The organism is Citrobacter freundii complex sp. CFNIH9, from assembly GCF_002903305.1.
GTDB lineage: Bacteria > Pseudomonadota > Gammaproteobacteria > Enterobacterales > Enterobacteriaceae > Citrobacter > Citrobacter portucalensis.
The window spans coordinates 137,507-152,584 of sequence record NZ_CP026241.1 but is presented as its reverse complement, the minus strand read 5'-3'; the positions used below and the strand labels follow the sequence as shown (position 1 = coordinate 152,584).

General features: G+C 52.9%; 13 protein-coding genes and 2 pseudogenes. 4 read left to right on the top strand and 11 right to left on the bottom strand.

The annotated features are described in order from the left end of the window. The first annotated feature begins 86 nt into the window (after window positions 1–86). From C2U43_RS26915 to mphR(A), 4 genes are all read left to right on the top strand, one after another. Complete coding sequence (locus C2U43_RS26915) at window positions 87–791, top strand: IS6-like element IS26 family transposase (RefSeq protein ID WP_001067855.1); 705 nt, start codon at window positions 87–89, stop codon at window positions 789–791. A gap of 121 nt (window positions 792–912) precedes the next feature. Further along, entirely contained in the window at window positions 913–1,818 is a 906-nt protein-coding gene (locus tag C2U43_RS26905) for an Mph(A) family macrolide 2'-phosphotransferase (RefSeq protein ID WP_000219391.1), read from the top strand. Further along, a complete protein-coding gene (gene mrx(A) / locus C2U43_RS26900; RefSeq protein WP_000004159.1) occupies window positions 1,815–3,053 on the top strand; it encodes a macrolide resistance MFS transporter Mrx(A) in 1,239 nt (412 codons plus the stop codon). Before C2U43_RS26905 ends, mrx(A) begins: the two co-directional genes overlap by 4 nt. Further along, on the top strand, window positions 3,053–3,637 hold the full coding sequence (mphR(A), locus tag C2U43_RS26895) for a macrolide-binding transcriptional repressor MphR(A) (RefSeq protein ID WP_001137892.1): 585 nt from the start codon (window positions 3,053–3,055) through the stop codon (window positions 3,635–3,637). The genes mrx(A) and mphR(A) overlap by 1 nt, the downstream gene beginning before the upstream one ends. A 492-nt stretch (window positions 3,638–4,129) precedes the next feature. Here the strand turns inward: mphR(A) and C2U43_RS26880 are convergent, their stop codons facing one another. The 11 genes and pseudogenes from C2U43_RS26880 to gmtY form a co-directional block, all read right to left on the bottom strand. Then, window positions 4,130–4,894 carry an IS6-like element IS6100 family transposase gene (locus C2U43_RS26880; protein ID WP_001389365.1) on the bottom strand — a complete coding sequence of 255 codons (765 nt, stop codon included), beginning with the start codon at window positions 4,892–4,894 and terminating at the stop codon, window positions 4,130–4,132. 157 nt (window positions 4,895–5,051) lie between these two features. Continuing rightward, entirely contained in the window at window positions 5,052–5,756 is a 705-nt protein-coding gene (locus tag C2U43_RS26870; RefSeq protein ID WP_001067855.1) for an IS6-like element IS26 family transposase, read from the bottom strand. A 44-nt stretch (window positions 5,757–5,800) separates the two neighbouring features. Beyond that, a pseudogene (locus tag C2U43_RS26865) lies at window positions 5,801–7,273 on the bottom strand (AAA family ATPase); the annotation flags it as partial. After that, entirely contained in the window at window positions 7,270–7,707 is a 438-nt protein-coding gene (locus tag C2U43_RS26860; RefSeq protein WP_016807539.1) for a VPA1267 family protein, read from the bottom strand. The pseudogene C2U43_RS26865 and the gene C2U43_RS26860, both read right to left, overlap by 4 nt. Continuing rightward, window positions 7,707–8,384 carry a gamma-mobile-trio protein GmtX gene (gene gmtX / locus C2U43_RS26855; protein WP_016807538.1) on the bottom strand — a complete coding sequence of 226 codons (678 nt, stop codon included), beginning with the start codon at window positions 8,382–8,384 and terminating at the stop codon, window positions 7,707–7,709. The genes C2U43_RS26860 and gmtX overlap by 1 nt, the downstream gene beginning before the upstream one ends. After that, window positions 8,384–9,028, bottom strand: a pseudogene (locus C2U43_RS26850) (gamma-mobile-trio integrase GmtZ); the annotation flags it as partial. The gene gmtX and the pseudogene C2U43_RS26850, both read right to left, overlap by 1 nt. Before the next feature lie 41 nt (window positions 9,029–9,069). Continuing rightward, complete coding sequence (tnpC, locus tag C2U43_RS26845) at window positions 9,070–10,605, bottom strand: IS66 family transposase (protein ID WP_001000409.1); 1,536 nt, start codon at window positions 10,603–10,605, stop codon at window positions 9,070–9,072. Between the two features lie 49 nt (window positions 10,606–10,654). Beyond that, a complete protein-coding gene (gene tnpB / locus C2U43_RS26840; RefSeq protein ID WP_000609174.1) occupies window positions 10,655–11,002 on the bottom strand; it encodes an IS66 family insertion sequence element accessory protein TnpB in 348 nt (115 codons plus the stop codon). Then, window positions 10,999–11,382 carry an IS66-like element accessory protein TnpA gene (gene tnpA, locus C2U43_RS26835; RefSeq protein WP_001201739.1) on the bottom strand — a complete coding sequence of 128 codons (384 nt, stop codon included), beginning with the start codon at window positions 11,380–11,382 and terminating at the stop codon, window positions 10,999–11,001. Before tnpA ends, tnpB begins: the two co-directional genes overlap by 4 nt. A 79-nt stretch (window positions 11,383–11,461) precedes the next feature. Beyond that, a complete protein-coding gene (gene gmtZ, locus C2U43_RS26830; RefSeq protein WP_048242292.1) occupies window positions 11,462–13,489 on the bottom strand; it encodes a gamma-mobile-trio integrase GmtZ in 2,028 nt (675 codons plus the stop codon). Further along, window positions 13,489–14,946, bottom strand: a complete 1,458-nt coding sequence (gmtY, locus tag C2U43_RS26825; protein WP_016807536.1) for a gamma-mobile-trio recombinase GmtY — start codon at window positions 14,944–14,946, stop codon at window positions 13,489–13,491. The genes gmtZ and gmtY overlap by 1 nt, the downstream gene beginning before the upstream one ends. Window positions 14,947–15,078 lie beyond the last annotated feature (132 nt).

The following is a 15,078-nucleotide window of genomic DNA, read 5'->3' as shown; positions in this document are numbered from 1 at the left end:
ATCTAAAGTATATATGAGTAAACGGCACTGTTGCAAATAGTCGGTGGTGATAAACTTATCATCCCCTTTTGCTGATGGAGCTGCACATGAACCCATTCAAAGGCCGGCATTTTCAGCGTGACATCATTCTGTGGGCCGTACGCTGGTACTGCAAATACGGCATCAGTTACCGTGAGCTGCAGGAGATGCTGGCTGAACGCGGAGTGAATGTCGATCACTCCACGATTTACCGCTGGGTTCAGCGTTATGCGCCTGAAATGGAAAAACGGCTGCGCTGGTACTGGCGTAACCCTTCCGATCTTTGCCCGTGGCACATGGATGAAACCTACGTGAAGGTCAATGGCCGCTGGGCGTATCTGTACCGGGCCGTCGACAGCCGGGGCCGCACTGTCGATTTTTATCTCTCCTCCCGTCGTAACAGCAAAGCTGCATACCGGTTTCTGGGTAAAATCCTCAACAACGTGAAGAAGTGGCAGATCCCGCGATTCATCAACACGGATAAAGCGCCCGCCTATGGTCGCGCGCTTGCTCTGCTCAAACGCGAAGGCCGGTGCCCGTCTGACGTTGAACACCGACAGATTAAGTACCGGAACAACGTGATTGAATGCGATCATGGCAAACTGAAACGGATAATCGGCGCCACGCTGGGATTTAAATCCATGAAGACGGCTTACGCCACCATCAAAGGTATTGAGGTGATGCGTGCACTACGCAAAGGCCAGGCCTCAGCATTTTATTATGGTGATCCCCTGGGCGAAATGCGCCTGGTAAGCAGAGTTTTTGAAATGTAAGGCCTTTGAATAAGACAAAAGGCTGCCTCATCGCTAACTTTGCAACAGTGCCGGATTGAATATAACCGACGTGACTGTTACATTTAGGTGGCTAAACCCGTCAAGCCCTCAGGAGTGAATCATGACCGTAGTCACGACCGCCGATACCTCCCAACTGTACGCACTTGCAGCCCGACATGGGCTCAAGCTCCATGGCCCGCTGACTGTCAATGAGCTTGGGCTCGACTATAGGATCGTGATCGCCACCGTCGACGATGGACGTCGGTGGGTGCTGCGCATCCCGCGCCGAGCCGAGGTAAGCGCGAAGGTCGAACCAGAGGCGCGGGTGCTGGCAATGCTCAAGAATCGCCTGCCGTTCGCGGTGCCGGACTGGCGCGTGGCCAACGCCGAGCTCGTTGCCTATCCCATGCTCGAAGACTCGACTGCGATGGTCATCCAGCCTGGTTCGTCCACGCCCGACTGGGTCGTGCCGCAGGACTCGGAGGTCTTCGCGGAGAGCTTCGCGACCGCGCTCGCCGCCCTGCATGCCGTCCCCATTTCCGCCGCCGTGGATGCGGGGATGCTCATCCGTACACCGACGCAGGCCCGTCAGAAGGTGGCCGACGACGTTGACCGCGTCCGACGCGAGTTCGTGGTGAACGACAAGCGCCTCCACCGGTGGCAGCGCTGGCTCGACGACGATTCGTCGTGGCCAGATTTCTCCGTGGTGGTGCATGGCGATCTCTACGTGGGCCATGTGCTCATCGACAACACGGAGCGCGTCAGCGGGATGATCGACTGGAGCGAGGCCCGCGTTGATGACCCTGCCATCGACATGGCCGCGCACCTTATGGTCTTTGGTGAAGAGGGGCTCGCGAAGCTCCTCCTCACGTATGAAGCGGCCGGTGGCCGGGTGTGGCCGCGGCTCGCCCACCACATCGCGGAGCGCCTTGCGTTCGGGGCGGTCACCTACGCACTCTTCGCCCTCGACTCGGGTAACGAAGAGTACCTCGCTGCGGCGAAGGCGCAGCTCGCCGCAGCGGAATGAGCGAACGTCGATATAGCCCGCTCGCGACGCTGTTCGCGGCGACCTTTCTCTTCCGGATCGGCAACGCGGTGGCGGCCCTCGCGCTTCCATGGTTCGTCCTGTCTCATACAAAGAGCGCGGCCTGGGCGGGCGCCACGGCCGCTAGCAGCGTCATCGCGACCATCATCGGCGCGTGGGTTGGTGGTGGCCTCGTCGATCGGTTCGGGCGCGCGCCCGTCGCATTGATCTCGGGTGTGGTGGGCGGCGTGGCCATGGCGAGCATCCCACTGCTCGATGCCGTTGGCGCCCTCTCGAACACTGGGCTGATCGCTTGCGTGGTGCTCGGTGCCGCGTTCGACGCACCCGGTATGGCCGCGCAGGACAGTGAGCTGCCCAAACTCGGCCACGTCGCCGGGCTCTCCGTTGAGCGCGTCTCGTCACTGAAAGCGGTGATCGGGAACGTCGCGATTCTAGGTGGCCCGGCCCTTGGGGGGGCCGCAATCGGCCTGCTTGGCGCTGCGCCAACGCTCGGGCTGACGGCGTTCTGCTCCGTCCTTGCAGGTCTGCTCGGCGCGTGGGTGCTTCCCGCGCGTGCCGCTCGGACGATGACCACGACGGCGACTCTCTCCATGCGCGCCGGCGTCGCTTTTCTCTGGAGCGAACCCCTGCTGCGCCCTCTCTTTGGTATAGTGATGATCTTCGTGGGCATCGTTGGCGCCAACGGCAGCGTCATCATGCCTGCGCTGTTTGTAGATGCAGGACGCCAAGTAGCAGAGCTCGGGCTGTTCTCCTCAATGATGGGGGCTGGTGGTCTCCTTGGCATTGCCATTCATGCGTCGGTCGGCGCCCGGATATCAGCGCAGAACTGGCTGGCGGTGGCATTTTGTGGCTCTGCGGTGGGCTCGCTTCTGCTTTCACAGTTGCCAGGCGTGCCGGTGCTGATGTTGTTGGGCGCGCTCGTGGGACTGCTGACCGGCTCAGTCTCTCCCATTCTCAACGCTGCCATCTACAACCGCACGCCGCCAGAACTTCTCGGCCGGGTACTCGGCACGGTCTCGGCGGTGATGCTGTCAGCCTCGCCCATGGTTATGCTTGCGGCCGGCGCGTTTGTCGACCTTGCTGGTCCGCTCCCTGGCCTCGTTGTATCGGCCGTGTTTGCGGGGCTCGTGGCTCTACTCTCGCTCCGTCTTCAATTTGCTACAATGGCGGCGGCAGCCACAGCCTCCGCCCCAACCCATACAGAAGGTGAACACTGATGCCCCGCCCCAAGCTCAAGTCCGATGACGAGGTACTCGAGGCCGCCACCGTAGTGCTGAAGCGTTGCGGTCCCATAGAGTTCACGCTCAGCGGAGTAGCAAAGGAGGTGGGGCTCTCCCGCGCAGCGTTAATCCAGCGCTTCACCAACCGCGATACGCTGCTGGTGAGGATGATGGAGCGCGGCGTCGAGCAGGTGCGGCATTACCTGAATGCGATACCGATAGGCGCAGGGCCGCAAGGGCTCTGGGAATTTTTGCAGGTGCTCGTTCGGAGCATGAACACTCGCAACGACTTCTCGGTGAACTATCTCATCTCCTGGTACGAGCTCCAGGTGCCGGAGCTACGCACGCTTGCGATCCAGCGGAACCGCGCGGTGGTGGAGGGGATCCGCAAGCGACTGCCCCCAGGTGCTCCTGCGGCAGCTGAGTTGCTCCTGCACTCGGTCATCGCTGGCGCGACGATGCAGTGGGCCGTCGATCCGGATGGTGAGCTAGCTGATCATGTGCTGGCTCAGATCGCTGCCATCCTGTGTTTAATGTTTCCCGAACACGACGATTTCCAACTCCTCCAGGCACATGCGTAAACGGAGGTGTGCAGAGTCCCTGCGGCAGGCGACGAACACGACCGTCGTCGATTAGTACCGGTACGGTCGGTGGTATCGAAGTCTTGATCACCACTCAGGTCTACGGCTTACAAATGGTGACCATCCCGATACTTGCGTCAGAGCACCGGGCCGATTCTTTGACAGTGAATCACTCCCGTAAGGTTGTGCCGGTGTGGGTGTCCCGGGTCGAGACGATACTCCGCCAATGCGCCCAGCAAACAACCTGGCCATCGCAGGTGGTGGGGAGCGGTGTGGCGGATGAGTTGGACAAGTTGGTGTAGCAGCACGAGCACGGCGAGATAACATCGCAGGAGTTCGACATGCTCAAGAGACAGCTGATTGCGAATCGCGATGCAGATTCATAACCCGATTGCGGGTTGGCTTCACTCCACCATCACCGAGCAGACTAGCACGGCGGGCTCTGTTGCAAAGATTGGCGGCAGTCAGAGGTAGGCTGTCGCTCTGCGCCGATCAGGCGGCTGCTGCGAAATGGTGGTTGAGCATGCCCATGGCCTCCGTCAGCGCCGAGGGCCCAATGCCAAAAGCTCTCTCCACAAGGCGCACCTCGCCCCTGATGCCGGGCTGCAGGCACCAGGGGCGAGCCTGTCCTTTGCGCAGGGCTCGCATGACTTCGAATCCCTTGATCGTGGCATAGGCCGTGGGGATCGATTTGAAACCGCGCACCGGCTTGATCAGTATCTTGAGCTTTCCGTGATCGGCCTCGATCACGTTATTGAGATACTTCACCTGCCGGTGGGCCGTCTCCCGGTCCAGCTTTCCTTCGCGCTTCAATTCGGTGATCGCTGCACCATAGCTCGGCGCTTTGTCGGTATTGAGCGTGGCAGGCTTTTCCCAGTGCTTCAGGCCTCGCAGGGCCTTGCCCAGGAACCGCTTCGCTGCCTTGGCGCTGCGGGTCGGCGACAGGTAGAAATCGATCGTGTCGCCCCGCTTGTCGACTGCCCGGTACAGGTAGGTCCACTTGCCCCGCACCTTGACGTAGGTTTCATCCAGGCGCCAGCTCGGATCAAAGCCACGCCGCCAGAACCAGCGCAGCCGCTTCTCCATCTCCGGGGCGTAGCACTGGACCCAGCGATAGATCGTCGTATGGTCGACCGAAATGCCGCGTTCCGCCAGCATTTCCTCAAGGTCGCGATAGCTGATCGGATAGCGACAATACCAGCGCACCGCCCACAGGATCACATCACCCTGGAAATGGCGCCACTTGAAATCCGTCATCGTTCCGTCCGTCCAATCTCCGCCAAGCATGCTCAAGCTTCACGATTTTTGCAACAGAGCCCACACGAGTATTGAGCATAGTCGAGATTGGTGCAGATCACTTCTGGCACTGTTGCAAAGTTAGCGATGAGGCAGCCTTTTGTCTTATTCAAAGGCCTTACATTTCAAAAACTCTGCTTACCAGGCGCATTTCGCCCAGGGGATCACCATAATAAAATGCTGAGGCCTGGCCTTTGCGTAGTGCACGCATCACCTCAATACCTTTGATGGTGGCGTAAGCCGTCTTCATGGATTTAAATCCCAGCGTGGCGCCGATTATCCGTTTCAGTTTGCCATGATCGCATTCAATCACGTTGTTCCGGTACTTAATCTGTCGGTGTTCAACGTCAGACGGGCACCGGCCTTCGCGTTTGAGCAGAGCAAGCGCGCGACCATAGGCGGGCGCTTTATCCGTGTTGATGAATCGCGGGATCTGCCACTTCTTCACGTTGTTGAGGATTTTACCCAGAAACCGGTATGCAGCTTTGCTGTTACGACGGGAGGAGAGATAAAAATCGACAGTGCGGCCCCGGCTGTCGACGGCCCGGTACAGATACGCCCAGCGGCCATTGACCTTCACGTAGGTTTCATCCATGTGCCACGGGCAAAGATCGGAAGGGTTACGCCAGTACCAGCGCAGCCGTTTTTCCATTTCAGGCGCATAACGCTGAACCCAGCGGTAAATCGTGGAGTGATCGACATTCACTCCGCGTTCAGCCAGCATCTCCTGCAGCTCACGGTAACTGATGCCGTATTTGCAGTACCAGCGTACGGCCCACAGAATGATGTCACGCTGAAAATGCCGGCCTTTGAATGGGTTCATGTGCAGCTCCATCAGCAAAAGGGGATGATAAGTTTATCACCACCGACTATTTGCAACAGTGCCTTAGCAATGGCTTTTGATAGAACGATATCAGCCAAAACCTTGCCGCACCCTATAGGTGGTAACTGGTCAGGGTCGCCAGTAAAGATAATACGAACCGATGGGTGAATATGGTTGACCAGGCGATACATGGTTGGCAAGTCAATCATACTGGCTTCATCTATTACCAGTAAATGCTTTGGCTGGTCTGAACTTGGCTCAATAGGTTCTCTACGTAATAACTTAGCGATAGTTGAGGTGATAAAGCCAATTGACTCATGCAAGCGCATAGCAGCTCGGCCACTCAGTGCTACTGCATGTATTTCAAATCCCATTTGATGGTAGGCTCGAAGTGCGGTTCTAAGGACTGTGGTTTTACCTGTGCCAGCTCCGCCCGTAATACAGCTCACGGCGTTATCCAAACACGTTGTCACTGCTTCAATCTGTTTCTTGGTTAGCTCGTATGGTAATTCATCAACCGAAGAGCAATATGCAGAATTTGCAACTTCGTCATAAAGGTTGTTTTGATTAGCTAGTGCTTTAAGTCGTTTGGCAACGACATTTTCCATCAACAACTGGGCGGTTGGATGATAAGAGCCAGTGTCAGGGTTTAGGATGTATTGCGCTTTGTTGTGACCTGCTTTAAACGCTTCCGTCACCAGTTCCTTATCTTTGAGCAATTTGGTTAGGTATGGGCGTAAACACGCTTGAGTTGTATAGGTGTGGCCTTTCTCAATCTCTTTTCGAATCGCGGTTTCAAGTGCGGCACTTAGTCTGCGGTGATCACAAACTGTGATCTTAAACTGGTCAAAATTAACCAGTTTATCGACATCCGTAAACGACATTCCAAACCCAATAAGGACATACGGATTTTGTTTAATAGCCTCAATGGACTCTTCTCCATGATGCTTCAATAAGCGCTGCTGAATACTTGCTGGTATCTTGTGTTCGGTCATCCAGTTGCAGTAGGCCAGATTCTTATATTTGGCGTAACCCTCAAATAACGCATTGATAGAATCTTCACTCAGGACACTTCTAAGGCGCTCTCTTGATTCATGAGTGTCTTTTCTAACCGTTGGGTGAAAATCCTTTCCTAACAGTTCCCAAAGTGCTCTAGCTTTACTTTCACCGATACCTTTGAAATCACTTTCTCTGGCAATAAAGCGAATAAGCTGTTCACCCGTTTCTGGCAGGCTGCATTCGATGTGCTCTGGTGATTCATAGGTATGCTGCTGCATCACGAAATCACCTGTTTCTACTTCCTCTACCAAACGAGTTCCCTTCACTGACCAGTGCTGGCCGAGGGCTGGTTGAACGGGGATGGCATCTGGATCAGCTTTGATGGTGACGTAATACTTGCCGCTATTGGTTTTGTGTGAGTTTTTTTTCAGTGGCACGCCACTGAATATCACCATTTTGGTAGAGCTGTACGGAATGCTCGTGACACGCATTTGGTCTTGATGGAGTGTAAATTTCATCGTGGCATAAACCCCATTTCTGACAAGGTTTCATTCAGTTCGCCAAACCGCTCCAGTTTACCTTCCAGCTCTTTAACTTTGGCTTTTAGCTCAATGTTTTCAGCTTCTAAGGTCGATACTCGTTTTGAGTCGAGCAGCTTGCGATTAGCCGTGTTGTCGTATTGCTTTGGTTTGTCGGTATTGTTCCTTGCAGATTCGGTCAGTGGCGGGAGTATACCTTTATCACGCAGTTTGTCTTCTAATGCCTTGAGCGCTTTTCTAAGCGTAGGATTTTGGTTAAGGGCAGACTTACCGCAACCAACCCCTTTTGCTACTTCGATGCGGTTGAGCTTGCCTTTAAAGGCGATTTGCTTAAAGTCATCATCAGTTTGAGTGGCTTGCCATACTTCAAATGCTTCGAGGTTTTGCTGCGCTCTTTGCTGACCGTTCGCCATTAATCATCTACCTCACCTAACAACTTGCGTAGACCTGTCGCAAAGCCTCTAGGGAATATTTCTGTGTTGTATTCCATGTCTTTTACTTGGCCTGCTTGTGTGGTTTGCCAGTTATGTTTTTCCATACATTCGTCAGAGATAGCGTAGGCTAAGGCGTTCTTCTCAGATTCGGTCAAGATGCCAGATAGTGAAGGCAAGACTTCAACACTCGGCTCTGCGCTTGCATCAAACTGACGTACAGGACGCTTATCAATGGTAATATTCGCGTGCTGTTTTAGCAGATTAACCTCTTTGCGATAACGGTTGCGCTCGGCAATAATCTGACCAAACAAAGCCCGTACCGCAGGGTCTGGAATACGCTCAAGTAGCTTGTTATCCTGTGGAACAGACTTAGAGCGTGAGGTTGGCGATAACGGCTTTTTGGTGGTTGTTTTGCACTTTGCTGCCCATGCTTCAATCAAGGTGCGGTAGTGCTTGTTTTTGGTTGCTCGTAACGCTTCGTAACCTGGGCCACCCTCTGCTGCTGATACTCGCCCCATTTGTGCAATGGAGAAATCACGCTGCCCCGATCCTGCATAGGCTTTCAGGATGTCGTTAAGCTTATCTAGGTTTTTTTGGGTTCTTGGCACTTTGTCGTCTTTTAAGTCAGCCAAGATGATATCAATATTAATGTCCATTAACCCTCCAATAGCGCAGGTTGGGTGAGATTTTCTAAGCGTAAGGCTTTATCCGACAGTGCATTCATGCCAGCGTTAAATAGCTTGTGATTAGACAGGTATTCACCCGCTTCGATGTAATTAGCCACTTTACGGTAGCCTTCCATTTTATCGTCAGGGTCGGCTATCTTTGCCATTTGGCGTAGCATGGCATTACCAGCGATTAGCTGCTGTTTTTCATCCATTTCCATAAAGATAGGCTCAAAGCCTTTCTTCATCAGAGCACGACTAAGTTGGCGGGAGCGCTTTTCAATAGCAGGCGTCTTACGCAATTCATCCTGCAAGTCAGGGAAGAATTCGGCATCGTCACATAGAAGGGATAAGTGCAGTAACTCAGACTCTGTTTCAACGAATTTCAAGGCATGGCTAATATCTTGTTCATTCCCTACTGCAATCAATTTATCTTTGGTGTCGTCATCGTTTCGGGCTTCCTCGACGTGAATGATTTTGCTGATTAGCTCGAAGCACGCTATCCAGTCTTTGGTGTATTCATCGGCTTCTACTTGTTGCTTTTCATAGCGGCGCTGTAGAACCTGCATGTCATTATGTTTGGTAAAAGGCGCACCTTGCTCTTCACAGAAGAACTGCTCGTCTTTGAGTGCTTCGTAAGCGTGCAGTGAGAACCGTATTGACGAAGTGAAGCTGGTCAGGCAGGCAGAGTAACCCGCCACGGGAGCAGAGCACCCACCCGGTTCACAGGCCAGTCGGCGATGACATCAAGTACATAATGCAGATAGCGTTCCGGATCCACGCCGTTTAATTTGCACGTCCCGATAAGACTGTACAGTGACGCACCGCGCTCACCACCATGATCCGAGCCGAAGAACAGCCAGTTTTTTCTCCCCAGACTGACCCGTCGTAGGGCGTTTTCGGCAATGTTATTATCCACCTCCACCCAGCCATCTTCTGCATAGCGGATCAGCGCCGGCCACTGGTTCAGCGCATACCCGAACGCCTTCGCCAGTTCTGAGTGCCTTGAGAGGGTTTTCTGTTTCTCCCGCAGCCACCCCTCCAGTGACGCCAGCAGCGGCAGCACTTTTTGGTGCCGGACTGCCTGCCGTTCCTCTGCTCTTTTACCTCTGATCTCCGACTCGATGGCATACAGCTCGCCGATCCGTTTCAGCGCCTCCTCCGTCAGGACTGACGGGGTACGGACGTGAACATCGTGGATTTTTCGGCGGGCATGGGCCCAGCACGCGGCTTCCTTTATATGGCCGTCGCGGTAGAGCTCGTTGAACCCGGCGTAGGCATCAGCCTGCAGTACGCCACTGAAGCCTGCAAGATGGGTCTGAGGGTGGATACCTTTTCTGTCCGGGCTGTAAGCGAACCACACTGCGGGGGCCAGCGCTGATCCGGCGTTGCGGTCGTCTCGAACGTACGTCCATAAGCGCCCGGTCTTCGTCTTCTTATTGCCCGGCAACAGCACCGGGACAGGCGTATCGTCAGCATGGAGTTTGCCGTCGGTCAGGACATAGTGCTGAAGGGCTTCATCCAGCGGTGCCAGCAGACGACAACACGCATCCACCCAGCCCGACAGTACAGAACGACTCAACACTACACCCTGGCGGGCATAGATCTCCGACTGGCGATACAGCGGTGTGTGCTCTGCATACTTTGAGGTCAGCACTCGGGCCAGCAGCCCCGGTCCGGCGATCCCCCGTTCGATGGGGCGCGAAGGAGCCGGGGCCTGAACGATGCGATCGCACCGACGGCAGGCATGCTTTTCACGGACTGTCCGGATAACCCGGAAGGCGCTGCGCATCAGCTCCAGCTGTTCGGCGGCATCCTCACCCAGGTAACTCAGCGAACCACCGCACTCCGGGCAACACGGCTCAGTCGGCAGCAGCCGCTTCTCATCCCGTGGGAGTGACTCAGGGAACGGTTTGCGGGTGCGGGTCTGACGCAGCGGGCGCTGCACTGCCGGGTCATCCACCCGGCCGGTCAGCGTATCGCTTTCCTGCTGCAGCAGGTTCAGGTCAGCTTCCATTTGCGCGATACGGCGGGATACCTTTTCGGAACGACTGCCGAAGTTCATCCGGCGCAGCTTATCCAGTTGCGCCTGCAGATGGTCTATTTCGCGTTCCCGGTTGCTCAGCTTTTCCTGCAGGGCGTGGATCAACGCTTCCTGTTCGGCCAGGCGCTGTTTCAGCAGAAGGATGTCGTCAGAAGAGGTATCGTTCATAAGCCTGTATTTTACCAGGCTTATTCTGCGACAACCAGGATAAAGAGCGCTACAACATGGTCAGGGATGTCAGTAACCGCTTTGGCTGTCGCCAGTCGATACCTTCCATCAGCATCGCCAGTTGCGCCGGCGTCAGGAACACTTTGCCATCGCGGGCTGAGGGCCAGGCGAAGCGACCACGTTCCAGTCGCTTTGTCAGCAGGCACAGACCATCGCCGGTGGACCAGAGCAGTTTTACCTGACTGCCGCTGCGTCCCCGGAAGATGAAGACGTGGCCGGACATCGGGTCATCTTTCAGCGCGGTCTGCACCTTTGCGGCGAGGCCATTGAAGCCGTTGCGCATATCGGTGATACCGGCAACCAGCCAGATTTTTGTGCCTGCGGGAAGATTTATCATACCGGCCCCCGCATCAGTTCGCGCAGGACAGTGCTCATGAGTTCAGCAGAGGGATGAGTCAGTGTTATTTCTCCTCCCCGACATTTTATGTGGCAGGTAGCGGGAGGAGAGCAGGATGGTAGTTCGAAGGTTGGGAGAGAAGAGCCCGCCTGAAGCTGCACGGGTATCAGGGCAGGAAGCGACGATGAGTTTTTTCGGGGCCGACAGACCCGCCCTTCACGCTGCCAGAGCCTTATCCATTTAAAGAGCAGGTTATCATTGACGTCATGTTTCCGGGCCAGTGCGGCAATACTGCCTTCTTCTTCAAGAGCCAGCCTGACCAGTTCCATTTTGAATTCAGGGGAATAGTGTTTCCGGGGAAGTCTTTCTTTAGCGCGCATGAGGTGTCCACCTGCAAAATAAGTGGGTGCTTAAGTTACAGGATCCTGGATTCGGGACCAGACGGTACTCAGACGACGCTTACAGTGCTTCTAGCTCACCCTCGATTTCAACCGATAGGTTAGCCGCTTGGTGCGCCTTGTAACTAAGTTGATTAAACTGAGCGTTAAGCGCTGGCAGGTATCGCGCCTCAGTAATAAACCAACGGCAACGAATGCAGTTTTCAGGGCCATGCGGTACGCTGCCATAGATGCGATTAACGGCAGCACTTGCATCTCTAATCAACTCACCACCGTTCCAGCACCCGCCCAGCGTACTGACTTCATCGGATTTTACGGTGTTGCCTCCGACCAAACATAAGCCAGCTGAACGCTCCTCCCAGCCGATGGGATTACGGTTAACTAATGCCGCCTGAATGCTATCTTCTTTGTGATAGACCATTTTGCATTGAATTTGCGCTAGTGAGGCATCTTTGAGGAAGTTGCGCACTGATTGCTTGGCTTTACCCTCAAGCTCCCCCTCGGCTTCACTCATTTTTTCCGCCATCACGGACGGGGTAATTTTGTTGTAGTAGATGGTCATTAGGATACGTGAGTGCCCTGCCAGTAGTTTGGATATGACCGGTAGTGGCAATTGGGTATCCATCGTGTAGGCAGTTATCAGCGATACACGCAAGCTGTGCAGGGGGAAATTTGTGGCAACCTTAGCGTTTTCTGGAGTGTCTTCTGGGTAATCCACAACCAGTTTAAGTCGCTCTCCATTATCAAGCGTATTACCTTGCTCAGCGAGCTGGTTTTCCAATTCCAGTAACAATTGATACCAGAAAGGTGCTATATTCGCAGCCCCACAAATTGGTTTGTATTTATCTTCTCCTTTCGCTGACGCATCCCGAAACAGAAAGGCGATTTCACCCATGCTTTCTAACTGGGTTTGTGACTTATGTTTGCCAATATGTTTAGTTAACAGCGTGGTGCAGTCTGTCGGTTTCACTATAGGGTTGTATTTTTCCTGCCAGTTACGCAGTTTTTCCAGCCAATATAATACTTCCTCATTCTGCCAAGGGATGATGTAGCCCCGCTCAAGTTCGTCTTTATTTTGGTCAGCGGTTTTGTTGGTGTTGATATATAAACCTGTGGAATACTGGCCTGTCATGGTGTCATGGATACGGCGAATGATGCCTTTACCAAAAGGGCGTTTTTCGCTACCGAGCGCAAAGTCATGCTTGTCATTGAGCTTCCAACGACCGCTTTCATAACGCCACGTATCCGCTTCACCACTGTCTAACATACGCACTTGATAGGTGCGCAGTGGCAGATGCAGCTTCATAAATATAACCATCGCTTTGACAGGTGACCAGATTTGGTGGAGGGTGATTCTTTTATTATCTCTAGTCACCTCTTTGGTACGCCACACACAATCGGGGTCAGATTTGTCAATCAAGTCAGGCTCAACTTCAAACCAATCGCCACCTGATTTCCTTTGCCCTGCCTGCTCTTGTGCCCATGTCCAATGCTTGAAATGTCGGTAGTGATAGCTAGGCAGTAACGACTCGCCTTGTGGTAGGTTTTGCTCAATCACCGTCAGTTCCGCTTTATCTGGCAATGGACACAGAATTTGGCGCAGGTCTTGGATGTAACGATACGGAAGTGGGTTACGCACGGTTTCAGTGTGTGATTGTTGCCTCTTAATTTTGCTCAGCGGATTGCGAACCAGTGGCATTAAGTTGCCGCTATCATCTTCTTCAGATAGATGATGCTCAATGACGTAATTAATGAAGTCACCGAGGTGGTTGATAGATTTTGATACTTTGACGGGGTCGTTAATAGTTTTTCTCACAGTAGCTTCTAGCTCTTCAGTGGAGCAGATATGGCCATTGTAGCCCTTGAAAAACAGACCAATATCAGTTGCATAGGGAGCGCACTCCAACAGGTAGGACTCAAAAAAACGGCTCAACGCGGAAAGCTTGTGGTCAACCCCCACATGCTGTGTCGCCATCCACTCAGCGGCTAATTCCTGCCATTGCTCCCACTCAGGGCCAAGGGTGGTGAGCATCCATTTAAACGTTAAGTCCGATGTACGCCCGTCATGTTTCTTGACTTTTTTTGCCATTATTTACCTCGTAATTTCGGATGCTTGCCTGTGAAATAGCCTTGCGGGTCAATATCGTCAAAACCGTGCTCGACCAACTCTTTCCAATCTAGCGATTTTACTTTGGACTCAGGATTTGCCAGTTGTAGCGTGGCCTTGTTGAGTTCATCGGAAATTTCCTGCTGCCCTTTACCTGTGTAGGGAACTTGAGACTCCAGTGATTTATGGTGCATACATCGTCGTATCACCAACGGGTTAAGTCCTGAACGCTCTAAGCGTCTGCCATAACTATGACGATGACCGTGCGGGTCGAACCCTTCCGATTTGTTTGGCTCTAAGCCAATGCGCCTTAATCCCGCCGCATAGCTTTGGTGAAACGCATTCAAAGTGTATGGGTTTCCAAGGGCGCTGTGATGGAATGAAATGAACGCATAGGTGTGATGGCAGTCAATACTGGCTCGATATTTTTGGTATCTCTTCCACAGTGACATAAAAACCTTGCCATAATCCGTTGGAAACCACTGAACTTGTATGTAGTTATCTCGATGGTCTACAACTCTTGTTTTCCAGCCAACGTATGCCGTGCCTTTCATTCGTTTGCGTGGTATACGAGCGTATTTTTCTTGTAAATAGGCTTCTCTGGTTTTTGTCCCTGAGCGACTACGCCAACCTTCGGGTGCTTTACCATCGACTTCGTTGTAAATTCGAACTATCGCTTTTTCAGGGTCATACGGATCTTCAAGTACATCAGTCACCCACAGCATAATAGCTTCGCTTTCACGCAAACCGCCACCGTGCATCAAGAGCAGCATAAGCTTATCTCTCAACGCAACTCGTGGATCTTTTGCTCCGCCAATACCATCTTTATAGAATGATTCCCAATGCTTATCTGGGAATGCTAAAGCATCGTCTTCGGCTTTCGTCAATGGAGTACGTCCTTTCATTGTGCGAGCTTTACGGATGGTTTTGTTAACGGTTTTATCTTCAATATGTCCAAGGAAGTCATTTTGGTTTTTTCGATACCAAGCAGCGTAATTAAGGCGTTGCTCATGAGGTGTGGCATCTCGCAAAGGGTTCATTGGCTCTGCGCCATGCTTGTTAGCCAGCCAATCAGTAAATGCCGTTAATCGATGAATATGTTTATTGACGTTATCAGTTGAGCTTGGCACCCAGTACAAGCCAGAGGGATCTAAACCATCTTCACCGATGGTGCCTGTGTAAAGACGCTTAGCAAAGGTTTGGAATAGCATTTTAGGATCTTCAAATAATCCTTTGTTGGCTTCCATGTAATCCAAGAGCAAAGAAGTGGCTTGTATAAAACCATTCATTAAAGCATTACTAGCACCATCAGCTTCCATCTTTAGCAAGTAATCGGTAACTGAACCAACTTCACCTTGTTCGGTGATCAAGATGGGGAGCTGACTTTTAATGCCAGTATTATCTTCTACGATAGTTGCTTTGACTTTAACCGATGACAAGGTTCATTCCTTTATACACGTTAAACATACAATACACTATAATTCTAAAGAGTTTATTGTCAAATAAAAAGGCAGATTTCTCTGCCTTAATACACAATATACATAGTTCAAGGTACTATATATAACTTAAGG

Coding starts and splice junctions, on each gene's coding strand:
- C2U43_RS26915 (WP_001067855.1), top strand. CDS start 87: ATGAACCCATTCAAAGGCCGGCATTTTCAGCGTGACATCATTCTGTGG.
- C2U43_RS26905 (WP_000219391.1), top strand. CDS start 913: ATGACCGTAGTCACGACCGCCGATACCTCCCAACTGTACGCACTTGCA.
- C2U43_RS26880 (WP_001389365.1), bottom strand. CDS start 4,894: ATGACGGATTTCAAGTGGCGCCATTTCCAGGGTGATGTGATCCTGTGG.
- C2U43_RS26870 (WP_001067855.1), bottom strand. CDS start 5,756: ATGAACCCATTCAAAGGCCGGCATTTTCAGCGTGACATCATTCTGTGG.
- C2U43_RS26860 (WP_016807539.1), bottom strand. CDS start 7,707: ATGGCGAACGGTCAGCAAAGAGCGCAGCAAAACCTCGAAGCATTTGAA.
- gmtX (WP_016807538.1), bottom strand. CDS start 8,384: ATGGACATTAATATTGATATCATCTTGGCTGACTTAAAAGACGACAAA.
- tnpC (WP_001000409.1), bottom strand. CDS start 10,605: ATGAACGATACCTCTTCTGACGACATCCTTCTGCTGAAACAGCGCCTG.
- tnpB (WP_000609174.1), bottom strand. CDS start 11,002: ATGATAAATCTTCCCGCAGGCACAAAAATCTGGCTGGTTGCCGGTATC.
- tnpA (WP_001201739.1), bottom strand. CDS start 11,382: ATGCGCGCTAAAGAAAGACTTCCCCGGAAACACTATTCCCCTGAATTC.
- gmtZ (WP_048242292.1), bottom strand. CDS start 13,489: ATGGCAAAAAAAGTCAAGAAACATGACGGGCGTACATCGGACTTAACG.